Source organism: Corynebacterium sp. LK33 (genome assembly GCF_014334955.1).
In the GTDB taxonomy this organism is placed as follows: domain Bacteria; phylum Actinomycetota; class Actinomycetes; order Mycobacteriales; family Mycobacteriaceae; genus Corynebacterium; species Corynebacterium jeikeium_D.
The window spans coordinates 284,162-309,782 of the sequence record NZ_PDGU01000026.1 but is presented as its reverse complement, the minus strand read 5'-3'; the positions used below and the strand labels follow the sequence as shown (position 1 = coordinate 309,782).

24 protein-coding genes are annotated in these 25,621 nt (G+C 57.1%); 5 read left to right on the top strand and 19 right to left on the bottom strand.

The annotated features are described in order from the left end of the window. Positions 1–8: 8 nt before the first annotated feature. Positions 9–935: a tRNA (adenosine(37)-N6)-dimethylallyltransferase MiaA gene (gene miaA / locus CRD20_RS10260; protein ID WP_370546255.1), complete on the bottom strand. Its 927-nt coding sequence runs from the start codon at positions 933–935 to the stop codon at positions 9–11. A gap of 43 nt (positions 936–978) precedes the next feature. Further along, the gene (locus tag CRD20_RS10255) at positions 979–1,683 is read right to left on the bottom strand and encodes a hypothetical protein (RefSeq protein ID WP_187405348.1); all 705 of its coding nucleotides are present in this window, start codon (positions 1,681–1,683) and stop codon (positions 979–981) included. Between the two features lie 161 nt (positions 1,684–1,844). Here CRD20_RS10255 and CRD20_RS10250 point away from each other — a divergent pair, with 161 nt between their 5' ends. Next, the gene (locus CRD20_RS10250) at positions 1,845–3,209 is read left to right on the top strand and encodes a DUF349 domain-containing protein (RefSeq protein WP_016422615.1); all 1,365 of its coding nucleotides are present in this window, start codon (positions 1,845–1,847) and stop codon (positions 3,207–3,209) included. A gap of 164 nt (positions 3,210–3,373) precedes the next feature. On the opposite strand, the gene CRD20_RS10245 is transcribed toward CRD20_RS10250, so the two are convergent. From CRD20_RS10245 to CRD20_RS10225, 5 genes are all read right to left on the bottom strand, one after another. After that, a complete protein-coding gene (locus tag CRD20_RS10245) occupies positions 3,374–4,123 on the bottom strand; it encodes a hypothetical protein (protein WP_224433130.1) in 750 nt (249 codons plus the stop codon). Beyond that, complete coding sequence (gene miaB, locus CRD20_RS10240) at positions 4,116–5,663, bottom strand: tRNA (N6-isopentenyl adenosine(37)-C2)-methylthiotransferase MiaB (RefSeq protein ID WP_042388645.1); 1,548 nt, start codon at positions 5,661–5,663, stop codon at positions 4,116–4,118. Before miaB ends, CRD20_RS10245 begins: the two co-directional genes overlap by 8 nt. A gap of 106 nt (positions 5,664–5,769) precedes the next feature. Continuing rightward, complete coding sequence (locus tag CRD20_RS10235) at positions 5,770–6,378, bottom strand: regulatory protein RecX (protein ID WP_049193012.1); 609 nt, start codon at positions 6,376–6,378, stop codon at positions 5,770–5,772. A gap of 43 nt (positions 6,379–6,421) precedes the next feature. Further along, positions 6,422–7,525, bottom strand: coding sequence for a recombinase RecA (gene recA, locus CRD20_RS10230; protein WP_049170952.1), 1,104 nt, complete (start codon positions 7,523–7,525; stop codon positions 6,422–6,424). Between the two features lie 316 nt (positions 7,526–7,841). Next, complete coding sequence (locus CRD20_RS10225; protein WP_005509697.1) at positions 7,842–8,075, bottom strand: DUF3046 domain-containing protein; 234 nt, start codon at positions 8,073–8,075, stop codon at positions 7,842–7,844. Between the two features lie 80 nt (positions 8,076–8,155). Between CRD20_RS10225 and CRD20_RS10220 the strand changes: the two genes are divergently transcribed. From CRD20_RS10220 to CRD20_RS10210, 3 genes are read left to right on the top strand one after another with little or no spacing between them, the layout of a single operon-like run. Continuing rightward, positions 8,156–8,773 (top strand): biotin transporter BioY, encoded by a 618-nt coding sequence (locus tag CRD20_RS10220; RefSeq protein WP_049170862.1) that lies wholly within the window; start codon positions 8,156–8,158, stop codon positions 8,771–8,773. A 34-nt stretch (positions 8,774–8,807) separates the two neighbouring features. Then, positions 8,808–9,509 carry an energy-coupling factor ABC transporter ATP-binding protein gene (locus CRD20_RS10215; RefSeq protein WP_049170859.1) on the top strand — a complete coding sequence of 234 codons (702 nt, stop codon included), beginning with the start codon at positions 8,808–8,810 and terminating at the stop codon, positions 9,507–9,509. Further along, positions 9,506–10,126 carry an energy-coupling factor transporter transmembrane protein EcfT gene (locus CRD20_RS10210; protein WP_069358739.1) on the top strand — a complete coding sequence of 207 codons (621 nt, stop codon included), beginning with the start codon at positions 9,506–9,508 and terminating at the stop codon, positions 10,124–10,126. Before CRD20_RS10215 ends, CRD20_RS10210 begins: the two co-directional genes overlap by 4 nt. A 5-nt stretch (positions 10,127–10,131) precedes the next feature. Here CRD20_RS10210 and CRD20_RS10205 read toward each other — a convergent pair whose 3' ends face one another. The 11 genes from CRD20_RS10205 to dapB all read right to left on the bottom strand — a co-directional run bounded on the left by CRD20_RS10205 (position 10,132) and on the right by dapB (position 22,798). Next, on the bottom strand, positions 10,132–10,959 hold the full coding sequence (locus tag CRD20_RS10205; protein ID WP_187405347.1) for a PspA/IM30 family protein: 828 nt from the start codon (positions 10,957–10,959) through the stop codon (positions 10,132–10,134). Between the two features lie 141 nt (positions 10,960–11,100). After that, positions 11,101–11,535, bottom strand: coding sequence for a helix-turn-helix domain-containing protein (locus CRD20_RS10200; RefSeq protein WP_048733491.1), 435 nt, complete (start codon positions 11,533–11,535; stop codon positions 11,101–11,103). 51 nt (positions 11,536–11,586) lie between these two features. After that, complete coding sequence (locus CRD20_RS10195; protein ID WP_149420953.1) at positions 11,587–12,129, bottom strand: CinA family protein; 543 nt, start codon at positions 12,127–12,129, stop codon at positions 11,587–11,589. Positions 12,130–12,153: 24 nt separating this feature from the next. Continuing rightward, positions 12,154–12,720 (bottom strand): CDP-diacylglycerol--glycerol-3-phosphate 3-phosphatidyltransferase, encoded by a 567-nt coding sequence (pgsA, locus tag CRD20_RS10190; RefSeq protein ID WP_048733493.1) that lies wholly within the window; start codon positions 12,718–12,720, stop codon positions 12,154–12,156. A 31-nt stretch (positions 12,721–12,751) separates the two neighbouring features. Beyond that, the gene (locus CRD20_RS10185) at positions 12,752–13,885 is read right to left on the bottom strand and encodes a TerC family protein (RefSeq protein ID WP_070602732.1); all 1,134 of its coding nucleotides are present in this window, start codon (positions 13,883–13,885) and stop codon (positions 12,752–12,754) included. A 236-nt stretch (positions 13,886–14,121) separates the two neighbouring features. Continuing rightward, positions 14,122–17,415: a DNA translocase FtsK gene (locus CRD20_RS10180; protein ID WP_187405346.1), complete on the bottom strand. Its 3,294-nt coding sequence runs from the start codon at positions 17,413–17,415 to the stop codon at positions 14,122–14,124. A gap of 105 nt (positions 17,416–17,520) precedes the next feature. After that, positions 17,521–18,138, bottom strand: coding sequence for a TIGR03085 family metal-binding protein (locus CRD20_RS10175; RefSeq protein WP_187405345.1), 618 nt, complete (start codon positions 18,136–18,138; stop codon positions 17,521–17,523). Positions 18,139–18,227: 89 nt separating this feature from the next. After that, positions 18,228–20,309: a ribonuclease J gene (locus CRD20_RS10170; protein WP_049170842.1), complete on the bottom strand. Its 2,082-nt coding sequence runs from the start codon at positions 20,307–20,309 to the stop codon at positions 18,228–18,230. Continuing rightward, positions 20,309–21,214, bottom strand: coding sequence for a 4-hydroxy-tetrahydrodipicolinate synthase (gene dapA / locus CRD20_RS10165; RefSeq protein WP_070643065.1), 906 nt, complete (start codon positions 21,212–21,214; stop codon positions 20,309–20,311). The genes CRD20_RS10170 and dapA overlap by 1 nt, the downstream gene beginning before the upstream one ends. A 58-nt stretch (positions 21,215–21,272) precedes the next feature. After that, on the bottom strand, positions 21,273–22,025 hold the full coding sequence (gene thyX / locus CRD20_RS10160) for an FAD-dependent thymidylate synthase (RefSeq protein ID WP_016422599.1): 753 nt from the start codon (positions 22,023–22,025) through the stop codon (positions 21,273–21,275). Positions 22,026–22,045: 20 nt separating this feature from the next. Beyond that, complete coding sequence (gene dapB, locus CRD20_RS10155) at positions 22,046–22,798, bottom strand: 4-hydroxy-tetrahydrodipicolinate reductase (protein ID WP_187405344.1); 753 nt, start codon at positions 22,796–22,798, stop codon at positions 22,046–22,048. A 263-nt stretch (positions 22,799–23,061) separates the two neighbouring features. On the opposite strand from dapB, the gene CRD20_RS10150 reads away from it, so the two are divergent. Beyond that, entirely contained in the window at positions 23,062–24,450 is a 1,389-nt protein-coding gene (locus CRD20_RS10150) for an MDR family MFS transporter (RefSeq protein ID WP_246819623.1), read from the top strand. A 96-nt stretch (positions 24,451–24,546) separates the two neighbouring features. On the opposite strand, the gene CRD20_RS10145 is transcribed toward CRD20_RS10150, so the two are convergent. Beyond that, positions 24,547–25,503 carry an aldose 1-epimerase family protein gene (locus tag CRD20_RS10145; RefSeq protein ID WP_070643069.1) on the bottom strand — a complete coding sequence of 319 codons (957 nt, stop codon included), beginning with the start codon at positions 25,501–25,503 and terminating at the stop codon, positions 24,547–24,549. Positions 25,504–25,621 lie beyond the last annotated feature (118 nt).

The window sequence follows — 25,621 nt, the reverse complement described above, 5'->3', positions numbered from 1 at the left end:
CGAATCTCTTACAGACCAAGTGCGGAAAACGCCTGTCCCGGCACGTCACCGGCAGCGTCTAGCCACATGATCCGATGATCACGGTTGAACCAGGAGCGCTGACGTCGCACATACCTGCGCGTACCAGTAATCGTGCGTTCACAAGCCGTATCCAGGTCGTAAACCCCATCGAAGTAGTCCAGCACCTGCGCATAGCCAATCGCGCGACTAGCGGTCACACCTTCGCGCAACCCTTGCGCAATCAGACTCTCAGTTTCTTCCACCAGGCCAGCGGCAAACATGCCCCGCGTACGCTGTTCAATCCGCGGATTTAGCCATTCCGCCTGCGTGCGCAACCCCAATATGCGAGTGTTCCACCGCGGTGGCTTATCAATCGACGGCTTCGACGCTGCAAAAGGTTTGCCCGTGAGCTCGATGACCTCCAGGGCGCGGACGGTGCGCCGCGGGTCATTGGTCTCAATAATTGCCGCCGCATCCGGATCAATCTCTGCCAGCCGATCATGCAACGCCGCCGGACCGATCTCGTCCTGCACTGTCTCCCACTTCGCACGTACTTCAGGGTCCGTAGGTGGGAACTGCCAGTCGTCCACCAACGCCTGCACATACATCATCGACCCGCCGACAAGGATGGGGACTTTCCCCCGCGCGCGAATGGCCTCAACATCCGCGACCGCCTCACGCTGATACGTCGCCACACTCGCCGGCTGCGTCACGTTCAGCACATCGAGTTGGTGGTGCGGAATCCCCCGCCGCTGGTCCACCGACAGCTTCGCTGTTCCGATATCCATTCCTCGATAGAGCTGCATCGAATCAACATTGACGACCTCACCGCCAAGCTGCTCCGCAAGTACCAGCCCCAAATCCGACTTTCCCGACGCCGTCGGCCCTACCACCGCAATCGGCACCGGCAAGCTCTCACTCTCGAAAGCCGTCACTACCCAGTTCACACTCCTGCACAAAAACTAAAAACGCGCGCTCTTACTTCGCAACACACCGCCAGCTGGCCACGTGGTAGCCGATTCCATAAGGCGCCCCGTCATAGTAAGAACGCTTTACGACGGTCATTCCAGACCCCGTCCAGCTTTCAGCAGCTTTACTCAGCTGCTGCCATAACTCGGCTGCGTACGCGCCGGGAGCTGGAAACACAATATTTTCCACGTTAATACTTGAGCAGTCCTGACCAGCAATCAGACTGCACAGCGCATCAACCTCCGCTGCACCTTCAATTACGCCGACCGGGGAATCGTCCGCAAGGCCGAATGCGCCGTCGACAAGCACAAGCAGACGCGTGTGACCGGCAGCGAGTGCCTCAGCGATAGAGTCGAAGCACGTTACCTGAATGACGCGGCCAGTGGGTCCTTCAGAATTCCGTCGCGCGTAGTCTTCGATAAGCCAGCGCCCCAGCAGCTCAGGTAATTCGGTTCCGCCTGACACCGTGACATCAACCCCATACGGAGAAAGACTGCCGGGTGCGCTGGTCTGGTGCGGGGACTTCGCCTGCATCCTGCCAGTGATAATAGCGACCGCGCCGGGCTCTCCGGGTTCGTCATGTCTCCACAGCGTCGCGACGGTTTCACGGGCATGACGGCGCAATTCCGTGGCGATAGGTGCAAAACCACCCAGCTCCTCGACGATGAGGAGCGCACGCGGAACGATAACAAGCCGAGGCAAACGCGAATTCACGTCCTCAACGCTACCGTGAGGGGCTAGTCGATGCCTTAATCCGGCGGTGTTACGCGCGCTGTGCCAAAATTTTTGGGATACTCGAGCACATACCGTAAGTGTTTGATGGCAGCCGTGTCGCGCGGCAGTTCTGCATGAAGATTGGAAGAGGTTTACCCACTATGACCGGTACCAGCAATTCCCCTAAGCCAGGTCCACGCCCGGGTCCACGTCCGGGACCTCGACCAGGCTCAATGCCGGCTCATCGTAAGGCCCCTGGAGCTACTCCAGCGCCTGCGGGGTCGGCCGCTGTGGCACATGCCGTCCACAATGATCCAAAGAAGTTTGGCCGCATTGACGAAGACGGCACTGTTTGGCTGGTCACCAGCGCCGGCGAACGCAATATTGGCTCCTGGCAGGCTGGCACCGTAGAAGAGGGTTATGCCCACTACGGCAAGCGCTACGAGGATCTGGCCACCGAGGTCGAGCTACTGGAATCTCGTGTAGTCTCCCACCCGCAGGAGGCAAAGACCATTTCTCACAACGCAGTTGAACTGCGTGAGAGCCTTGCCACCGCCACGGTCCTCGGCGATATCGATGCGCTGGATAAGCGCCTTGCAGAGGTCATTGCCACCTCCCATGTCGCAGAGGAAAAAGTCGCTCACGACAAGGCAGAGCGCCGTAAGAACGCCATCGCACGTAAGGAAGAGCTCGCCGCAGAGGCCGAAGAGCTCGCAGAGAACTCCACCGAGTGGAAGGTCGCCGGCGACCGTATCCGCGAGATTCTCACGGAGTGGAAGCAGATTCGCGGCATCGACCGCAAAACTGATGATCAGCTCTGGCGCCGTTACTCCCGCGCGCGTGATTCTTTCAACCGCCGCCGCGGTGCCCATTTTGCGGAACTGGACCGCAACCGTGCGGCTGCTCGCCGCGTTAAGGAGGACATCATTGAGCGAGCTGAGGCCCTGAAGACCTCCACTGATTGGGGTGGCACCGCTGCTGCCTTCCGTGACCTGATGGCTGAGTGGAAGGCCGCTGGTCGAGCCCCGCGCGAGGTCGATGACAAGCTGTGGGCGCAGTTCAAGGCCGCCCAGGATGAGTTCTTTGGTGCTCGCAACGCGGTCAACGAAGCTCGAGACAGGGAGTTCGAGGAAAACGCTGCGGCCAAGGACGCACTGCTGGCTGAATACGAAGACCGCATTGATCCGTCCAAGGGCCTCGATCACGCTCGCAACGAACTGCGTCAGTTGCAGGAGAAATGGGAGGCCATCGGCTTTGTGCCGCGTGGTCGTGTGCGTGAGTATGAAAACCGCATTGGCGCACTGGAAAAGCGCGTCTCCGATGCTGCCGATTCGCAGTGGCGCCGTACCGACCCCGAAGCACAGGCTCGCGTCCAGCAGTTCGCCGACCGCGCAGCGGAGTTTGAGCAGAAGGCCGCCGAACTCGAGGCGAAGGGCAAGGCTTCTCAGGCAGCCAAGGCTCGGGAGCAGGCCGAACAGTGGCGACAGTGGGCAGAGCAGGCCGCGGAGACTCTCAAGGAGCTCTAACAGAAGCTAGTTGTGTGTCGGGGAAGCATGTTCTCGCTCTCCGGCGTCCGCAACAGAATCCTGGCTCAGCTACGCGCTGGCAACGCGTCGATGGTTAAAAGTAAGGGGCTCTCTTCCGGAGTGGAAGAGAGCCCCTTACTTACTGCGCTAGTTAAAAAGTCTCACTACTCGTCGCTGACCTGTTCGTCCTGTTCGCCGGTCTGCTGAGAGACATTGTCCGCACTACTGCCCTGCTGGCCGCGATTGCGTCGGCGAGCGCGTTCACGGCGGTCGTCGACGACCTCAACATCCGTAGTCGTATTCGGTGTCAGGCCCGCCCGCAGGTAAACCTGCTGCGCGCGCAGTACCGGATCGGTGTCAGCGTGCTTGCGACGTTTCGTCGCGATTGCGAGCTGCTCCTTACTGCGTCGGAAAGCGATGAAAGTCACGGAGATGGCCAGTAGAAAACTGCAGAAAATACCGAGCATCAGGCCGAAGGAAATACCCTCGCCGGCCAGTTCCTGTGGACGAGACTGACGCATCCAGCCAGCGAAGACTGAGTAGACCATCTGAATACAGGCAAAAAACCAGGTGACAAATGCGAGAATCGTCGTCCGCGTAATCAGCGTGGCAATAGCTAGCAAGACACCTACCACCACGAGAATGGAGTAAATTCGCTCCGGTCGAGTCGTGAAGTACTGATGCGCAACATCCGTATCCAGCAACACATCAAAGCCCAAAACGACGCCAGAGTGCGGAAGGAAGAAACTCGTAATGAGGCCGATGACGGCAACCATCATCGGAATCACCGCACGGCCGAGATCCAGCTCGCCAGCGGCCTTGCGCTCCTGAACCCGCAACGCCTGCGCGGATTCCACCGACTGCTCGCTAGTGGATTCCATATCACTTTCCGGCGAAGCCTTGTCACTACTCACAGCCGCATCCCTCACTTACACTCGTTTTCTCCGGGCGTCCAATTTTTGGCAAGCCCAGACCAACTCCAATCGGAGCGGTCGTCGGAGTCTGACCGACCTCTACATTATCCCCCGCCTTAGTGCGGCGGTGTGTGAGCACACCGGAGTCAGCAATGAGGAAGTGCGGTGCGGAGTCGGTCACACGCACTGTCACGTAATCACCTGGGCGAATCTTGCGGTCGACGACGCCTGGTTCGCTTTCCGACGGGCTGAAGTGCACCAGGCGGCCATCCCGACTCCGACCTGACATGCGATGAGTCTCCGCATTTTTACGGCCATCGGACTGGCTGACCAGCAGCTCTACTTCCCTACCGACTAGCTTGGCGTTTTCTTCCTCGGAAATGCGCTCTTGAAGCGCTAACAGACGGCCATAGCGTTCCTTCACAACCTCTGGTGGAACCTGATCAGTCATGGTCGCCGCCGGAGTTCCCGGGCGAGGCGAGTATTGGAAGGTGAAAGCCGAGCTAAAGCGAGCCTTTTCCACCACGTCGAGAGTTTGCTGGAAGTCCTCTTCAGTCTCGCCTGGGAAGCCGACAATGATGTCAGTGGTAATGGCCGCATCCGGCATTTTTTCCCTAACCTTCTCCAGAATTCCCAGGAATTTCTTGGTGCGGTAGGAACGGCGCATGTCTTTCAGCACTCGGTCAGAACCGGACTGTAGTGGCATGTGCAACTGATGAACCACGTTCGGTGTCTCCGCCATGGCGTCGATGACATCATCGGTGAACTCAGCTGGGTGCGGAGACGTAAAGCGCACACGTTCCAACCCTTCAATCTGGCCGCAGGCGCGCAGCAACTTGGAAAAAGCCGAGCGGTCGCGTTCCATGTCAGGGTCGGCGAAGTTAACGCCATAGGCGTTGACATTCTGACCGAGGAGGGTGACGTCAGTAACGCCCTGCTCCACGAGTGCCTGCACCTCAGCGAGAATCTCGCCTGGACGACGATCGCGTTCCTTACCACGCAAACTGGGGACGATGCAGAAGGTGCACGTGTTATTGCAGCCTACGGAGATACTCACCCAACCTGCGTAAGTGGATTCGCGCTTGGCCGGCAGCACCGAGGGAAATTCTTCCAGAGCATCCTTAATCTCGACTTCAGCCCGGTCATTATGAGCGGCGCGTTCCAACAGTGCTGGCAACGAACCCAAGTTATGCGTACCGAAGACAACGTCCACCCATGGGGCCTTCTTTACGACGACGTCCTTATCCTTCTGGGCCAAGCAGCCACCGACGGCAATCTGCATGCCTGGGTGAGCATCCTTGACTGGTTTGAGCTGTCCCAACGTGCCATAAAGGCGATTGTCCGCGTTCTCTCGAACGGCACAGGTGTTGAAAACGACCAGATCAGGATTATCGCCTTCTGCAGCCGCTACATAACCGTTTTCTTCCAGCAAGCCAGACAGTCGTTCCGAGTCATGGACGTTCATCTGACAACCGAACGTACGTACCTCATATGTGCGAGGCGAAGACTGCTGCTGAGAGTTCAAAGAAGGGGTAGTCACGGCAGTTTAGGTTAGCTGTTTATGGCCCATTTCCCCAATCAGCGACCCCTTTAAACCTGACGGGTCCGCAGCCGGCGTGCTAATCCGGCGTGCGGTGGCACCGGCGCTAATCTGTGTCCTCTTCGAGTTCCCGGTATCGCTCTTCTAACTGATCCCGAGCAATGCTCATGGACAATTCAGAGGGGAAACCACGCCGCGCCAGCACACCGACGACTTTGCGTAAATCCTTTTGCTTGGAGTTGAAGTCAGGTGCCACTGTTTTAATAGTGGCCGCTTTCTTCGCCGCTAGCTTCCGGGCGACTTCTTCTTCCGCGTTGTGCGTAATCTGCTCCAACGCATCTGCACGAAGTGAAACATCAATGCCCTTTTCCTGCAGCTCCCGGTTCAAAACCATCTTCGACTTGCCGCGACTGGCAAAGCGCTGCCGCACCCATTCGGATGCGAAAAGCTCGTCGTTGACCAATCCACTTCGGGTCAGGTCATCAACGACTTCTTCAATCATCGAGGTTGGAAACTCCTCGACTGCCTCGAGCCTTTCTACGAGTTCCTTGCGGGAACGCATTCGCTGATCGAGCAAGCGCAGTGCCTTAGCACGAATCGGGGCCTTGGATTCCTCACGACCCGCATCGTAGAGCGAACTACCGTCAGCTTCCGCAATTTGCTGAGCAAGCTTTTCGATAGTCTCCCGCACATCGCGGCCGTTACGATCCTCCACGGTCCTCACTTTTCGTGTGTCGCGGCACTACGCCTCGAGCTAGCTAGTCTTCCAAATCATCGAAGTCGATGTCCGGCACGACATCGACAGGGGCATCGATATCGGTCTCGTCCTCGACCTCCGCGAATTCCCCGACGCCGAGCTTCTTCTTGATCTTGACTTCGATTTCCTGGGCAATTTCTGGATTCTCGCGCAGGTGCATACGAGCCTTTTCCTTGCCCTGCCCCAACTGATCGCCCTCGTAGGTAAACCACGAACCGGACTTCTTGACAATGCCGTTATCAACGCCCATGTCAATCAACGAGCCCTCACGCGAAATGCCCTCGCCGTAGATGATGTCAAACTCTGCCTGCTTGAACGGCGGCGACACCTTGTTCTTGACTACCTTCAAGCGCGTGCGGTTACCCACCGCATCCTGGCCATCCTTCAACGTCTGAATTCGGCGTACGTCACAGCGAACGGAAGCGTAGAACTTCAGTGCTTTACCACCCGTGGTGGTCTCAGGAGAGCCGAACATGACGCCAATCTTTTCACGCAGCTGGTTAATGAAGATGGCAGTGGTACCGGTGTGGGACAGCGCACCCGTCATCTTGCGCAGCGCCTGACTCATCAACCGCGCCTGCAGACCAACGTGGGAATCGCCCATTTCACCGTCGATTTCAGCCTTCGGAGTCAACGCGGCCACCGAGTCAACCACAATGATGTCAATAGCACCGGAACGCACCAACATATCTGTGATCTCAAGTGCCTGCTCACCGGTATCTGGTTGGGATACCAGAAGGTTGTCCGTATCTACTCCAAGCTTGCGCGCATAAACCGGATCCAGCGCATGCTCCGCATCAATAAATGCGGCAATACCGCCCTGCCGCTGCGCCTCTGCAATAGCATGCAGTGCGACTGTGGTCTTACCCGAGGATTCTGGACCATAGATTTCTACGATACGACCACGCGGGAACCCGCCCAGGCCCAAGGCCACGTCGATAGCGATATTGCCGGAGGGAATAACCTGAATTGGAGGACGATTGTCGTCCCCCAGGCGCATAACTGCACCCTTACCAAAGTCCTTCTCAATATTCGCCAGAGCTACATCGAGCGCCTTCAGGCGATCATTGCCCTGGTTCGAAGCCGTAGCCTTCTTACGAGCCATAGTTCGTTGTTCTTCCTCATTGTCATTGTCGCGGTCATTGTCGCGTACGGTATCGGGTTCTGGAGCCGTACTCAGAGAATGTGTCTCCCGATTTTCATCCAAAACAGAAACTTCGCTCACACTTAATTAGGCGCGAAACTAGCCGTTCCGGTTCCAAATTGGTCCGCGACACCTCTACTGCCGGTTACACCCGGAAGTTATACCGAATCAGACGGATTGACTTCATCAGCACTTTCGATAATATGCGAAACCCTGTTCGAATGGCAACGACACGCAAGAGCCGTCGGCAAGCATTCACCGTCGTCTACGCCGGAACCTATTCGTCAGGACCGTACCAGCGGTCTTCGGGAATATCGTGTTCCCTACACAGCGCCCACCAGATATCCCGAGGTTCGACCCCGTCCTCGAGCAATTCCGCGGGAGTTTTTCCATATTCCATCAGTACGTGGGAATGCAACAGCCACGGGCCGTGCTGAGGCCCAAATTCGTGGTTGACGAAGTTGTGAAAATCGGCCAATCGCATGAGACCAACGTACAAGATACCTGTCACTGATACCTACCTGGCCACCCTCTTTTCATAACCTAATCCCCGCTCCCCTGCCTGAACAGTGCTCAACCCATGGGTTTAAGATGAGAGCTGTGAATAATTCCAAGGTGTATGACCTCACTCTTATCGCTGCTTTCGCAGCACTGATCATCGTGCTCGGCGGCATTGCCATTCCCGTTGGCGGCCTCGGCGTGCCAATCGTGCTACAGAACATGGGCATCGCACTGGCCGGGATGATTCTCGGATTCAAACGCGGTGGCCTCGCCACTACCCTGTTCCTGGCTGTTGGTCTCGTGGGCGTCCCAAACATGGCGGGCTGGAAACCACTTCTCGCCGCACTTCCCGGCCCTACCGTGGGCTACATTGTCGGCTACTTAATTGCAGGTTTCGCAATCGGCGCGATTGCCCAGCAAGCACCACGGGCGAAAGTTTCACGAATCAGCGTCTTCATCGGCGCGGGCCTCGTTGGAGTTCTACTACAGTACTTCTTCGGATCTGTCGGATTGGCTTGGCGTATGGGACTTAGCTTCACCGACGCACTGATTACCAACGTCCCGTTTATCCCAGGCGACGTGGCAAAGGTTGTCGTAGCCGCGCTTATTGCTACTGCAGTACTGCAGGCTTTCCCTGATTTGCTTCCCGACGCTGCCAACCGTAAGCAAAGTCGTTTGGTTAAGGAAGCAGCCACCTCGGGCAATTAACCCCACAGAATTAGAAAGGGTCTCGAGTCGCACTATGCCCACCATCGCTTTTGACCGCGCTTCCGCAACCTATTCGGGACGCCAGATACTGAAGCCGACCACGCTAACTCTCACAGAGAAGCGCATTGGCATTATCGGCGAAAACGGTGGCGGTAAGTCCACGCTGGTGCGACTCATTAACGGCCTGGGCCCGGTCACTGGTGGCACGGTCACGTATGAGGGCATGAATGTCGCAAAGCAGGCAAAGGCAATTCGCAAGAATGTCGGCTTCATCTTTTCTGATGCGGATAATCAAATTGTGATGCCTACAGTCGCAGAGGACATTGCCTTTTCACTACGCAAGCGAAAACTACCAAAGGATGAGCGCAACCAGCTGGTGCAGGAAGCCCTCGAGCGGTTTGGGCTTGCCGATCATGCTGACGCCTCGCCACACTTGCTCTCGGGTGGACAAAAACAGCTACTGGCGCTGGCGGCAGTGTTAATTCTTAATCCCACGACCATTATTGCCGATGAGCCCACTACGCTCCTCGACTTGCGCAATCGTCTCCACATTCGGAGTATTTTCGCCCAGCTTGAGCAGCAAATTATCGTGGTCACTCATGATCTGGATTTTCTTATGGACTTCGACCGAGTTATCCGTGTAAGCGCAGGAGAAATCGTCGACGACGGTGCGCCGAAGGAAGTTATTGACCGATACGTCAGCGATATGACTCGTGCGGAAGAAGGCCGCTCATGATTCATCCAGCCGATGTCCCGTTAGGGCTTTACCTAAACCATAAGTCGCCTGTGCACAGGCTCCCGACGGCCCCCAAACTCATCATTGTCATCGCATTTTTATTGCTCACCGGGATTCTCGTGGATACCTGGCTAGGCGGGGCGATTGCCCTGGCAATTGTCACCCTCGCTTATGCGGTGGCCAAGGTGCCACCAATGGTTGCTTTCCGACAGCTCCGTGGAGCCGTAATCATTTTGGCGCTGCTTTCGCTTCTCCTGTGGTGGCGCGCCGGGGGTGAGCAAGCGCTGACGACCTTCCTCGCGCTTCTCGCCGCAATCGCAGCGGCAATATTGCTAACGCTGACGACCCGCGTCAGCGACATCATGGATACTTTGACCACTGCGATGCAGCCGTTCGCCCGTTTCGGCCTACCAGTCGACACCATCGCGCTCGCACTATCGCTGACGCTGCGTATGATTCCGCTTCAGGTTATGGCCGCTGCCGAGGTACTGGAGGCTCGAAAAGCACGAGGGGCTGCCGGCTCAATCATTGCCTTCGGCGTACCTGTGGTCATCCGAACCATTAATCGCTCGAAGGCAATGGGTGATTCGCTAATCGCACGTGGTGAAGGTGAGTAGGAGAATTAATTGCCCTCACGCAGCTGGCGCATGCGCTCAGCAACAGCAGGGTCAACGTTGGAGGCAGCGCTTCCCTCGATGGACTTCCGAGCCTCGCCACCAGAGAGCTCGTTGCCACCGTTCATTTCTGCGCGGATTTGCTCCAGGCGAGAGTGCCCAGCAAGCTGAACGCCTGCGGCCTCTACCTCAGCCATACGCCCCTGAACCGAGTTCTGAGCTAGCTCGGCCTGACCAAGAGCGTTAGCGTAACGACGCTCAATCTTGTCACGAACCTGATCCAGATTAGGTGTAGCCCCCGAAGAAATCTGATTCATCGACTGCAGGGACTCAGAGACTTTCTCCTGCATCTTTGCTTGCTCCAGCTGGCTGAGGAGCTTTGCGCGCTCCGCGACCTTCTGCTGCAGCTGCATGGAATTACGCTCGACGGCCTTCTTAGCCTGAGCCGCCTGCTGCAGCGACTGATCGTGCAGAGCCTTCAAATCTTCTACCGACTGCTCAGCAGTAACCAACTGAGCTGCGAAAGCCTCAGCTGCGTTCTCATACTCCGTAGCCTTGGCAGTATCCCCCTCAGCACGAGCCTTGTCAGCGAGCTGCAATGCCTGACGAGTGTTCCCCTGCAGCTTCTCAATCTCAGCGAGCTGACGGTTAAGGCGCATTTCCAGCTGGCGCTGATTACCAATCACCGCCGCTGCCTGCTGCGATAGTTCCTGGTGCTGCCGCTGGGCATCCTCGATAGCCTGCTGAATCTGCACCTTCGGATCAGCGTTTTCCTCAATCTTGGAATCAAAAGCGGCCATCAAGTAATTCCACAGCTTTACAAATGGATTAGCCATAGCGTCCCATACACCTTTCTTATTGCAACTACCTCAAAGCAGGTCTGTGCTTATCGCGCACCCAATCTTAACTAAAGCCGAGCGTCTTCGGGTGCTAAGTACCGGAGCAATGGAATGAAATTCCACCGCCGCAACCATTTTCTACATCGCTGCCAATTCTGGGCTCGCCGAATGCAGGGCCATCGCTGTGGCTGCTTCCATCATCAAATCCGACACCGTCACACCAAGCGCCGCGCATACCGACGCCAGCAGCTCAGATGAGACTTCTTTCCGTCCACGCTCAAGCTCAGACAAATAACCAGGGCTAATAGCCGCATTTTCAGAAAGCTCACGAAGCGTCTGTCCACTGCGCGAACGGATATCACGCAGCGTCTCCCCCAGTGCCTCTCGCAGGAGCGGCTCACGGGATTCTCCCCGTTCCGCCAAATCCTGTGCCGTTAACTTTGCAACCGATCCAGGCTGCTCCGCTACAGCCACTCGCGCCGACGGTGCTGTGGCGTCCATGGAAGCCTCCAAAGCGGCAGCGCTATCTACCTCTGGGTAGCGAATGGTCATAAGTGCAGTATTGTTGGTCATCACTTTCTCTAACGCTTTAGAGGGCCGACCTGTTCCCAATTTTCAAAAATTCTACTCACCGTCGAGATTCTGCAACAACAGTTCTAACGCCAATACCACTGCTTGACGACGAATCTCCGCGCGCGAACCCTCTTTATTCACCGGCAACCTAACAGCGGTTACCCCATCAAGGTACGAAACTCCTGGCGGTTTCAGACCACACCAGACTTCACCTACTGGGTGCCCATCCTGCATCGTTGGACCAGCAACGCCAGTTAGCGAAATCCCCCAGTCCGCCACTGTCTTATTCGCCACTCCAAGTGCCATATACCGGGCCGTCAACTCGGACACGGGGCCATATGCGGCCAAAACATCCTTTGGCACGTCGGCAAGCAACGCCTTCGTGTCAGTGGCGTAGGTGACCACGCCACCGCGCAGAACGGCGGAGGCTCCCGGTACGGAGGCGACGGTGGCGCAGAGAAGACCTGCGGTAAGTGATTCTGCGGCTGCAAAAGTCTCTCCGCGGGAGGCAAGCGCTTGGACGAGTTGAAGCGAAACGCCGTCGACAGCGTCAGCGTTTTCGTCACTCTGGGCGAGGTGGTCGACTGTGTTCACAGCTTTAACCTCCACTTAATTCCTCTACGAGACCTTACGCGCATCCACAATGTACTGGATTCCGGTACCGACGGTGACGACAATCGCGGCAATCATCACAATCCAGGACGGCCAGAACAACCAGTCCACTGGCATCAGGAATAGCCCCACTGCTACAGACTGCAGGACCGTCTTTATCTTGCCGCCCCGAGAAGCCGGAACAACACGCCCCTGACGCAGTGCGAACATACGCCAGATGGTGATGCCACCTTCGCGAATCACGATGATGACAGTCACCCACCACGGCAGAATCTCGATGATATTCATACCGATCAGCGCGGCCAGCATCAGCGCCTTATCGGCAATCGGATCGGCAATCTTGCCAAAGTCGGTAATGAGATTACGGCTGCGTGCGAGGTGCCCGTCCAACTTGTCAGTCGCCATCAGAAGCGCGAAGACGACAAACGACCACCAGCGCCAATTGGTGGCTTCGCCGCCCTCCTGAAGAAGTACCCACAAGAACACCGGCACTCCGAGGATGCGAAGCACGGTCAGGAAATTGGGCAAGTTCCAGTTGGAAACACGGCTTGTATCAGCACTTGGAGCAGTCACAGTTGTTACCTTATCTCACAATCGTGTTCGATTAATGCCCAGGCTCGTTCTTACCGGTGTGCGAACCGTTAGTTTCGTTTCCGGCCGACGCTGACCTCTCACCGACAGAGGCAGAAGAAGCGTGAGAGCCAAGGCCATCGTCGTTTCCATGATCATCGTGGTGAACACGCGGAAGGGCAATCGCACCCATGTTTTCATCACGCTTAATCTTGAGCCACGATGCCAGGACAGTCACCACCAGCACGATGACGATGACCGCCAGCGACACCCAGGTCGATACTTCAGGTACCGACACGTTCTCACCGCCGTTAATAAACGGCAGGTTGTTTTCATGCAGTGCGTGCAATAGCAACTTCACGCCAATGAAGGCCAGGATGACTCCCAGACCATAAGCCAGGTACACCAACCGATCCAGCAGACCGTCAAGCAAGAAGTACATCTGACGCAAACCCATGAGAGCCAGGGCATTTGCAGTAAAGACGATGTATGCCTCATCCGTCAGGCCGTAGATAGCCGGGATAGAGTCAAACGCAAACATCACGTCGATAAAACCGATGGACACCAGCGCGATGGCAAGTGGCGTCAAGTAACGCTTGCCGTTTTCCTTAACGGTCAGCTTGTCCCTGTTGTAATGGTCCGAAATCGGGACAATTCGACGCAGCCATTGAATCAGCTTCATATCCGACGGATCGGGTTCCGGCTTATCGACGGCTTCGTCGTACACCGTCTTGATAGCCGTGTAAATCAGGAAAATTGCAAACAGGTAGAAAACGTCGGACCACTTGGCAATAACGGCAGCACCAGCCCAAATGAACAGGCCTCGGAATACCAGCGCCATCGCAATACCGAACAGCAAAACCTTTTGCTGGTACTGGCGTGGAATCTTAAACGCACCGATGATGAGCGCAAAGACAAACAGGTTGTCTACGCTGAGCGCCTTTTCAGTGATATAGCCCGATAGAAACTCAATGCCTCGGTGGTGATCCCACAACAACCACACCATTCCGCCAAAAATTAATGCCAAGACTACGTAGAAAGCGGTCCAGCCGCCGGCTTCCTTCATAGTTGGGTTATGCGGCGTGCGAACGTGTGCATAGAAGTCAAAGGCGATAAAACCCATGACGACCACAATGGTGATGATCCATACCAATGCGGGGACATGCATATTAAAAAAAAGACCTCCGGTCGTGCGAACATGAACCGGAGGTCTCTCCTGCTTCTGCCAAAGTGGCAAAAGTGACGGCACCGGGATTGAATCTGCACAAAGCGAGTCTGTGCGTCCAATCCGTGCTGACGATAACCGTCACGGGCTAGCGGAAAACATCCGCTTTACCGGGGATACTCCCCTCCACGTGTGCCGACTATACACGCAATCAGAAACCGCGGTGAGGCTAGGTCGTCCTACGCCATAGACTGATTCGGATCAGCGTCGACTACGTTTACTTCTTCCTTAGGAGCGTCCTCCGGATTTGCGCCCTTGATCATCCACTTAATGGTTTCGAGCTCCTCTGGCTTGACCAGCACCTCACGTGCCTTAGAGCCCTCTGATGGCCCGACCACTCCGCGAGTTTCCATCAGGTCCATCAGTCGACCAGCCTTGGCAAAGCCGACTCGCATCTTGCGCTGCAACATCGAGGTCGACCCGTGCTGTGCGGTGACCACCAGCTCGACTGCCTGAAGCAAATCTTCCAGATCATCTCCAATATCGGGGTCAATGTTGCGCTCAGCCTCAGCGCTCTTATCCTCTGTGACACCCTCGGTGTAATCCGGCTCGGCCTGTGCCTTAGCTGCATCGACTACGGCCTGAATCTCCTCGTCTGTGACGAAGGCACCCTGTAGACGTCGCGGCTTGCCTGCACCCTGTGGGATGAACAGGCCATCGCCCATACCAATGAGCTTTTCAGCACCGCCCTGGTCAAGAATGACGCGGGAGTCCGTGAGTGACGAGGTAGCGAATGCCAATCGCGATGGCACGTTCGTCTTAATCAAACCGGTGACCACATCCACAGACGGACGCTGCGTAGCCAACACCAAGTGGATACCGGCGGCACGGGCCTTCTGCGTGATGCGCACAATCGCATCTTCGATATCGCGGGGTGCGGTCATCATCAGGTCTGCCAGCTCGTCGACGACACAGACAATGTACGGGTACGGACGGTACTCGCGTTCCGAGCCAAGTGGCGTCGTAATCTCACCGGACTTGACCTTACGGTTGAAGTCCTTGATGTGACGGACGCGGGCGGCCTTCATGTCCATGTACCGCTGTTCCATCTCTTCAACCAGCCACTGCAGAGCCGCCGCGGCCTTCTTCGGCTGAGTGATGATTGGCGTAATCAGGTGAGGAATCCCCTCGTAGGGAGTCAGCTCGACCATCTTCGGGTCCACCAGAATCAGTCGGACATCCTCCGGGGTTGCACGCGTCAGCAGCGACACCAACATCGAGTTTACGAACGCGGACTTACCCGAACCGGTCGAACCGGCAACGAGAAGGTGCGGCATCTTCTGGATAGAGTGCGAGATGAACTCGCCCTCAATATCCTTACCGAGGCCAATCAGCATCGGGTCATCGTTCGCAACGGTTTTGGGCGCGTTGAGTACGTCGGCAAGCCGAACCATCTCACGGTCGTTGTTCGGTACCTCGATACCAACGGCTGACTTGCCCGGAATCGGAGTCAGCAGGCGGACATTGTCGGTCGCTACCGCATAGGCAATGTTGGACTGGAGGTTCGTGATCTTCGAGACCTTCACGCCCGGGCCAAGCTCGACCTCGTAGCGAGTCACCGTCGGACCGCGAGAGAAACCAGTCACTGCAGCGTCGACCTTGAATTCTGCGAATACCTCAGTAATCGCTTCAATCATGCGGTCGTTCGTCGCCGTACGTGTCTTGGGGCGCTCACCTGGGATCAACAAGTTAGTCGATGGCAGGTGGTAGTCAGACTCCGGCGTGCATGCCGACGAAGCGGACGTACCCTCGGCGTCCTTTTCCAATTCAGACTTCGGAGTTGTGGCCGGAATCTTAGAGGCATCGATGCCAGAACGAGCGGCAATGGCATCCATAGTGCGACGGGTAGCCTCAGAAACCGCATCCCGCGAATCGTCGACAGACGACTCGCCCTGCGGGGCACTCTCGGGCGCTACGGTCTCAGGCTGAACGGGCTGTTTCGGAGCTCGGGAAGCGGAAACACGATTGCGTTCGCTGCTGCTCGCTGCAGCAGCCTCCTGCGTCGGGTACTCGGAGTACTCGTCATACTCCTCGTCGGCAGCGTGGTAGTTCGTGCCCCCGACAGCCGGAATAGTCGATTCCGTTTCGGCGGTGTCCCGATGCACAGCATCCGACTGAGTTTCCTCCACGTACTCAGCCGCCGGAAACGCCGGCTCCACCGGGGAGACTCGGTTGCAGTGCTGTGCCCCATGCCGGACATCAAACACTGTGGTCTTTGCCGAATCGTAGTCGACATCCTCAACCTGACGGGCAGGTCGCGGAGCCTGTCGAGTCCTCTGCGGCTCTTCGTCCAAAAGATCGTAGAGGTTACCGTCAGCATCCGGTTCATCGTAAGGCGCGGGTTCGGGTGCAGACATACGGCTATCCGCGCCACGGCGAGGAGCTCGGTAAGCAGAGCGATCGGTCGAACGCGACGAGGAATGATGCGTGCGGCCGCTGTGGCTTGGGCGACGCTCGATTAGCTGCGTCGGCTGGTCAAAGTCCTCATCGGCATATGCGGTATCCGAATCCCAGCTCGCACGACGTTCCAGCATGTCATCGACATTGCCGTAGGGATCGTCCAATTCCGGCTCGTCGCCGGCACGACGCGAAGACCACTCGGAAAAGTTGAAGTACTCCTTAGTGGCATCGATGAGTTGACGCACCGTCGCGCCAGAGAGCACCAGAGCGCCGTAAAAAACGATGCCCAGCAACAAAACCACGGCGACCCACGAGGTAAACCCGGCTGCTAGCGGCGAACCGATATAACCACCGATTGCGCCACCAGCTGCACGTCGCCCCTGCCAGTCCGCAGGACGACCAGAGCCGATATGCACAATTGCGAGCAGACCCACCACAATCAGCGAAGCTCCAGTAATGGTAGGTGTCAGACGTTCACGACGCGGCATCGCATCCAGCATCATCAATACGGAAACAACACCGAGCAGCACCGGAAGTACAAAAGCGCCGATACCAATGAGCGTGCGCACTGCCGTTTCAATGAACTCCCCCACTGGCCCTGCCAGGTGGAACCATGTCGAACCAGCGAGCACAATTGCCAACGCCAGCACGAGTAGTGCCAGGCCATCCTTCGAGCCCGGTTCACCACCCTCCTCGAAATCTGCGTCGAACTCGTCAGCTGGCACGGAGGCCGGTGCCGGCGGTTCAATTACATCGTCATAGCCGCTAGCTGCTTTACGACGCTTCCTACGGGGCTTCGTCGAAAAATCGGCGTCACTTTCGCGCCGCGACATATTCTCCTCTTCGTTTCGCTTATTTTTGCGACCGCCTACCCGACGGGCGAGACCGGCCACGCCGCGGGCAGTTTCAGTCCAGGCGCTGGCCAAGCTATTGCCCACGAACGACATGGCGCTAGGAGTGCGCTCGAATTCCTCCGTGGCGCTGTGCACGGGGTATCGCCGCGTGGCATCTGTCTCCGCAGAGCGGGAAGATCCACGACGATTGTCAGTTCTGGTTCGGCTGGTCGCAGACATGACCATTACCTTACAGCTAACACCGGATCGTTTTCACATTAGTCACACGCGTGTCATTGTTTAACAGGCGTGGCGTCGCGACCACCCAGAACTGAGAACGTGATCTTAAAGACTGTTGCGCTTGATGCCCGATTTGTCGCCGTCGATGGTGACGCGTACCTCGTCACGGCCATAGAGCCACAGCACCAGTTCCCCGACGCTTCCGCGGACAGTCACAACTGGAGCACCTTTAGCACTGTTGTCGATTAGGGTCACCGCAACCCCGTCGTCACGCATTAGCACCACGGTCGAGGTCGAACCGCGCAACATCATACGGCCGGCAGTAGTGACCAGACGCCACAGGTCCGAAACTCCGGAGGGTGGCAGCTGACGAACGGTCCAGCCTTCCTGAGCACGACGGACATCCTCGTGATGGACGAAGTTCTCCGCAGCGTTGACGTAGCGGTCTGCCCAGTTCATTGGATTCCATCGCGGAGCACCACTACCCCACTTCCCCACCACTTCGACGTAGGGCATTCGATTGACCTCAGCGGTAACAGCATCGAGGCGGTCCGAAAGCGCCTTGACGAACATCCCGCCAGCGGCATCCAGACGGTTTTCGCGAATGTACAGGTGGTTGGCAAGATCCCGGGTCGTCCACCCCTCGCACAAGGTCGGTGCGTCGGGGCCGACGCTGAGCAGTAGATTAGCTAGGTCTTCACGTTCCCGTTCAGCAAAAGTCATAGCTCCAGCCTAGACCAGGCACGGAGAAGCCCGCATCCACACGGTTGTAGGTGGATGCGGGCTCTTACGCTAAAAGACGCTCTAGAGATTTAGATACTTTCGCGCGACTCCTGGATTTCCTCATCGGTAACCTCTTCGGCTGCCTCAGAGGACATCGGCACGATTGTCGGAACAACCATCGGGCTGCGACGCCACTTCTGGTTAATGACACGCTCGGTGCGGCGACGAACTTCCTGAGCCATACGGTACGGGTTGTTCTCGCCACTGCCAGCCAGGTCAAAGAGAGTATCGTCAACGACCTGCTCGACGGTTTCGAGCACTTCCTTGGCGTCGTCCGAGTAACCGCGAGCCTGAGCCCGTGGCTTCTCCAACGGGCGGCCAGTGCGGTTATCAATGACGGCTGTGACGGTGATAAGACCACCTTCACGCATTTCAGCACGGTCTGCCAGCACGTCAGCGTCGACGTCACCCATGGTGACGCCATCGACGTAGAGGTTACCGACCGGAACCTGGCCAACTACACGAGCGCGGCCATCAACGAGGTCGACTACCACACCGTTCTGAGCCAGGACAACGTTCTCTGGCTTCACGCCAGTGGACACAGCCAGCTCCTTGTTGGCACGGAGGTGGCGCCACTCACCGTGAATCGGCATGACGTTCGACGGACGAGCTGCGTTGTAGAGGAACAGCAGCTCGCCGGCAAAGCCGTGACCGGAGGTGTGAACCTTCGCATCCTTACCGGTGATAACCGTGGCACCAATTTGGGCCAGCATGTTGATAACGCCGAAGACTGCCTCTTCGTTACCGGGTACCAGCGACGAACTGAGGATAATCAGATCGCCATCACGGACGGTGATCTGACGGTGCTCACGGCGGGCCATGCGAGACAGCGCAGCCATTGGCTCACCCTGCGTACCGGTAGTCACCAGCACGACCTTGTGGGGTGCCATGCGAGCGGCCTCGTTCATCTCCACAATGGTATTTTCCGGAGCGGTCAGCAGCCCCAATTCCTGCGCGATGCGCATGTTGCGAATCATAGAGCGACCGTTGAAGGCAACCTTGCGGCCAGCCTTAACAGCTGCGTCGATGACCGCCTGCACGCGGTAGACATTCGATGCGAAGGCCGCGACGATAACGCGCTGCTTGGCATCCATAATCAGACGGCGCAGAGTTGGAGCCAATTCCGCCTCGGATCCCGAGAAGCCCGGAATCGTAGCGTTGGTGGACTCACACAAGAAGAGGTCGATTCCCTCATCACCGTAGCGGCTCAGCGCCGGCAGGTCAGTCGGCTTCCCGTCCGGCGGGGTCTGGTCCATCTTCACGTCACCGGTGTGGACGACCATGCCAGCTCCGGTCTTAATGACGATGCCAAGGCACTCCGGAATCGAGTGGTTGACATTGAAGAAACGCAGATCGAACGGACCACGCTGAATGTGGCTGGTGTCGTTGACCTCGATGACCTTCGGGCGCTGACGGTGCTCCTGTGTCTTGGCCTGAATCAGTGCCAGGGTAAAGCGAGAAGCAATAATCGGGATGTCCGCGCGCTGCTTGAGCAACCAAGGGATAGCACCGATGTGGTCCTCGTGACCGTGGGTGACCACGAGAGCTTCCACGCGATCCCACTTGTCTTCCATGTAGGAGAAGTCAGGCAGGATCAGGTCAACACCCGGCTCATCCGAGCTCGGGAACAGCACGCCGCAGTCGACGATGATCAGGCGGTTCTTGTACTCCAACACGGTCATATTGCGACCGATTTCGGAAATACCGCCCAGTGCGACCACGCGCAGGCCGTCCTTGGGGGCCTTCGGCGGTGCAGGAAGACGCTGCGTCAAGTCTGCACCCTGCATCGACTGGACTACGTTACGACGGTTGCCACCGCGTCCGCCACGGCCACCCCTCGAACTATTTCCGCGGTTACCTCCACGGCCGCCGCGACCACCGCGGGAACCGCGGTTGGAAGAATTCGAAGAACCTTGGGACTTCTTAGCGTTACCGGAGTTCTTACGCTCACCGGAACGCTGCGAGGACTTCGAGCCGTTGGATTTAGCTCCACCCTTGTCGGAGCCCTTGGATGCAGAGTTATTGGACTGCTCTGCTGCAGCCACGTCGGACTCGGAAGGCGGACCAGCCTTACGAGTTACCTTGCGGGCGCGATTGCGTCCTTCAGCCACTACAGAACACCCGCCTTCCGCATAGCTTCTTCAAGCATCTCAAGCTGCTGGTCATTTGCTGCAATTTGCGGCAAGCGTGGATCTCCTATCTCAATGCCCTGCAGACGCAGAGCGGATTTAGCAAAACTTACACCGCCAAGTGCAGCCTGAGCGGCAAACAGCGGAGTCATCTTCGCGTGGGCAGCCTGCGCACCAGCAAGGTCTCCCTTGTCAAAGCAAGAGCGCACCTCAGCCAGCAGCTGCGGGGCTGCATGTCCAATAACGGAAATAAACCCGGTGGCGCCAATAGACAGCCACGGAAGGTTCAGCACATCGTCACCGGAGTACCACGCCAAATCAGTATTAGCGATAATGCCGGCGGCAGCTCCCAAATCCCCCTTGGCGTCCTTAACAGCCTGGATTCTCGGGTGCTCCGCCAACCGGTAAATGGTATCAACTTCAATCGGAATAACCGAACGCGGCGGAATGTCATACAAACACACCGGCGCCTCGGTTGCGTCAGCCACTGCCGTAAAGTGACGGTACAGCCCCTCCTGGGACGGTTTGGAGTAATACGGCGTGACGACGAGCAGCGCATCCGCGCCCGCCTCCACAGAAGCCTTTGCCAGCTCGATGGACCCGGCCGTGTCATTGGTGCCGGCACCGGCCACGAGCTTAACCTCGTCACCCATCTCTGCACGGACAGCTCGGAGAAGCTCAAGCTTTTCCTCAACCGTCGTAGTAGGCGACTCGCCGGTAGTACCGGCCAGAATGAGTGCATCGCAGCCACCGTCTACAAGATGACCAGCGAGCTGCACACCCGCCTTGACATCGAGGTTTCCGTCCTTATCAAAAGGGGTCACCATAGCTACGGCGACGGTGCCGAAAATGTCAGCACCGCGAGTTGACGCAATTCCTGTGCTCATTGTTGACTACCTTTTCTTAAAAATCTCAATCGACTATATCTTCACACTGTACGTGCGATTACCCCTCGAAGGCGTAAGGACTCGACGCGACGACCGACCCATCCTTCAGAGTGTTAATCTCAAAATCCCCAAAAGCAACAGGAGCACAGCGCTGCAGCTCCCGCAGGCAAGCCACTGCCAACTCCCGAATTTCAGCATCGGCATGCTCAGTCGCACGCATCGAAATGAAGTGGCGCCAAGACCGGAAATTACCAGTAACCACGATTCGAGTTTCGGTGGCATTGGGCAAAACCGCCCGGGCTGCCTGGCGTGCCTGCTTTCGCCGCAAGATAGCGTTGGGCTCGTCGGCCCACTTCTCTTCCAGTGCGTCTAATAACTCACCATAGGCGAAACGGGACTGATCAACCGCGCTTTCGAAAACTCGCAACAGATCCGGGTCCTCCGCAATTGCGGGAGGAACCACAACATTGTTGGAACTGGCCGGCACAAACCGCTGCGACAACTGCGAAAAGGAAAAGTGGCGGTGCCGTGTGAGTTCATGTGCACACGAGCGCGACAGCCCACGAACATAGATGCTTGCACTTGCGTGTTCAAAAAGTGAGGTGTGGCCTACCTCAAGCACATGTCGCAGATATCCCCTATTCGTCGCCGTTCGTGGATTGGGCTTGTCCCACGTTTCATAACAAGCCCTGCCGGAGAACTCAATCAATGCTTCCCCACCATCGGCATCGCTATCAAAGTCGATGTCCTCCGGCGGGAAGAAGTTGGTCGCGGCGATTAGCTGCGCCTTGAGAGTGACATTTTCAGACATTTTCAGTTAACTCCCGGCCATTAAAGTCCCAGGAATGGCTTCAGTCCCACAGTCAGGCCCGGAAAATCCTCAATCTTGCGCACACCCAGCAGAACGCCTGGTACGAAGCTGGTGCGCGAGTAGGAGTCCTGCTTGATGGTGAGCGACTGCCCTTCTGCACCGAAGATAACGGTCTCGTGAGCCACCGAACCGGTCATACGGACTGCGTGCACCGGAATGCCCTCGACCTCAGCACCGCGAGCACCATCGAGAGTTTGCTCAGTGGCGTCCGGCTGCTCCCCCATGCCGGCTTCCTTGCGAGCACGAGCAATAGCCTCAGCAGTGTGGATAGCGGTGCCCGAGGGTGCATCCTTCTTAAAAGGGTGGTGCATTTCGATAACTTCAGCGGAATCGAAGTACGGAGCGGCTAGCTCCGCCATCTTCATCGTCAGTACCGCGGAGATTGCGAAGTTCGGTGCAATAAGAACATTGGCCTCACCGGCGGCGTGGTCAAGCCAGCGCTGCACCTGATCGAGGCGCTCCTTGGTAAAGCCCGTAGTACCCACGACGGCGTTGATGCCATTCTTAATGCAGAACTCAAGATTGCCCATCACAGCGTCGGGCTGAGTAAAGTCAACAATGGTCTGCACACCAGCGGTGACAAGTTCATTCAGGTCATCGCCAGAGTCGAGACCCGCTGCCAGCTCCAAATCGTCGGCGGCTTCAACTGCCTCGCAGATGGTGGACCCTACCTTGCCCTTGGCGCCAAGTACGCCGACCTTGATATTGCTCACAGCTATTGTCCTTTCCCAACGAGTTTATCTTTCTCCCTTACCTTAGAATGTGTTGGCCAACTTGTGTGCCAATGCCCCCGTCCGCTTTGCCTTTTGTCGACTTACGACGGGGTTTTTGTTGCGCTAAGATTCCATGTCTTCGACAATTACCTATTTCTGTACCGATATATAGAAAGAGACTTCAATTGGTTTCTGAATCTGAAGATTCCGAACTCAGCCCAAGTTCGGAGGCACCACAGGCCGATGCGCCCAAAAGTGCTTATATGGCCATTTACGTGCTACTAGCTGCGGCATTCATGGCTATCTTGAACGAGACGGTCATGAGCGTCGCAATTCCCGTCGTCAAGGCGGACCTCGGAATCAGCGCAGCTACCGCAGGCTGGCTGACAACATCGTTCCTACTGACCATGGCAGTTGTCATTCCGGTCACTGGATTTCTCATTTCGGCAGTGCCGTTCCGCATTCTTTTCGCGGTCAGTCAAGGACTATTCGTCGTGGGCACTCTCATCGGTGCTTTCGCGCCAAACTTCGCGATCGTTCTGCTCGCACGCATTGTCCAAGCGTCCGGTACCGCAGTGCTGCTGCCGCTGCTGATGACCACGGTGCTCAACGTAGTACCGGAGCATGAGCGCGGGCGCATGATGGGACGAATGAGCGTGGTCATCGCTGTCGCGCCTGCTATCGGACCGACCATCTCCGGTCTCATTCTGGAGATCGCAAATAACAATTGGCATGCGCTTTTCGACACGATGTTGCCGCTCGGCCTAATTGTGCTGGTAGTGGGTGTCATTCTCGTTCCCAATATTGAGGAAAACTCCGCGAAGCCCATCGATATCCTCTCGGTGTTCCTCAGTGCCGGTGCATTCGGCCCGCTGGTGTACGCGCTGAGCCGCGTAGGCGCAGAGTTTTCGCTTATCGACGGAATCCTGTGCGTAGTCGGCATCGTGCTGTTGGTATTCTTCATCATGCGCCAGCGCCGTTTGGCACCGCACAACCGAGCTCTGCTGGATCTTCGAACCTTCCGCACAAAGAGCTTTAGGCTGTCCACAATCATTCTGACCATTGGTTTCATGCTGATGTTCGGTGTGATCATCATTTTGCCGCTCTACCTCAATCTGCGAGGTGTCGACGTCAAGACTATTGGTTTGATTGTGATGCCTGGTCCACTGGTTATGGGCCTTATGGGACCGGCTGTCGGTCGGCTCTTTGACAGCTATGGTCCGCGCCCACTGGCAATTCCCGGCTCCGTTGTCCTTGCCCTCGGTCTTTTCGGGCTCGGCTTCATCTCAGCATCGACTCCGCTGTGGTGGATTGTCGCCTGCCACATCGTCCTTGAGATTGGCCTGGGGCTGCTGTTTACTCCGCTGTTTACATTCGGTCTTGGTGATCTTCCGAAGCGCCTCTACCCGGATGGCTCAGCAATTATGAACACGCTGCAGCAGGTTGCCGGCGCTGTCGGTACTGCACTGTTTGTGGCACTGTCAGCTGTTATTGCCGCTGGCCTGTCCAGCACTGGTGCAGCAGCTCCTGCCGCCGACGACGTGATTCGTGGCTATAGCATTGCGATGTTTACCGCCGCGGGATTTGCCGTGGTACTAATCTTCCTCACCACGCTGCTCAAGCCGCAGCGGAAGAAGATTGCATTACAGTAGCCCCCCAAGACCGGGGGGAATACCGCCTAAACTAGGCGGCTTGCTCCCGGCCCGGGATTTCCATTGAGGGGGCTGTACTCTTCTGCGCTGGGAAAACTATTTTCCACCCGTTTCCGCGCGCAGCCCCATGGCAAGAGTTGTTGTCTCTCCAGCCTGAACTCGCAGCAAACCGGTACCGGAGCGTAGCGCATCCGGCGGACATGTCATTGGCTCCACCGCAATCGCATTCCCGTGCCCAGGAAATCCTTCTCGTCGTCCGGCGTCCGCAACATAGACCTGGAAGAACCTGAATTCATCATCGGCCCAGAGCACAGCACCCTTGCCATTTGGCCCAACCAAATGCGCTTCACGACGGCGCGGCGAGTCACTCCCCGCTGCCTCCGCGGCAGCAAAGAAGCAGTGATCCAGCCACAGTCCATCCAGGGATACCCCCTCTCGAAGGCTGGGAACCACTGTCTCCGCTGGCACCGCTGGGCCGGCGGGCAAGTTTCGAATTGGCTCCAGTGGCAGGTTTTTATCAACGGGCAACCGCAGTGTGCAACTGTCGAAATCAGCGCCCAAAGCGCTTAAGTAAGGATGCCAGCCCAGACCAAACGGGCACTCCCTATCGCTGCGATTATGCACTGTGAACTCCGCCGATAGGCCATCTGAGGCTGTGACTTGCCAACGCACGGTCAGACCGAGTTCCCAAGGCCAGCCCGGCTGCGGCTCAACTTCCACGCCCAAGGTGACGCTGCTGTCATCAGAATCGACCACAGACCAAACGCGATCTGCAACAAACCCGTGAATAGCATTCGCCCGGGACGGCTCCGAAATATCTAGCCGATGTACTTCCCCATCAAAGATGAATACTCCGTCAGCGACCCTGTTCGGCCACGGAGCCAGGAGCGTACCTGCGGACAACGGTGGATTGAACCCTTTGGGATAGTCAGTCAGCAGTGGCAGGCCACAGTACTCCAGTGATCTCGGACCACCACCGAACTGGGAAATACTTGCGACATAGTCACCGGCCGCAATGTCAATGAATTCATGATCGTGCGCGACAAGTTGCATGCGCAAATCACCTTCCACGTGGGTTCGAAAATTAATCCCTTCGAAACCCGAGATTAACCCAAAACAAAAGCGCGGTTAGGTCAATTTGTGACCTAACCGCGCCATCGCTACACGCGTT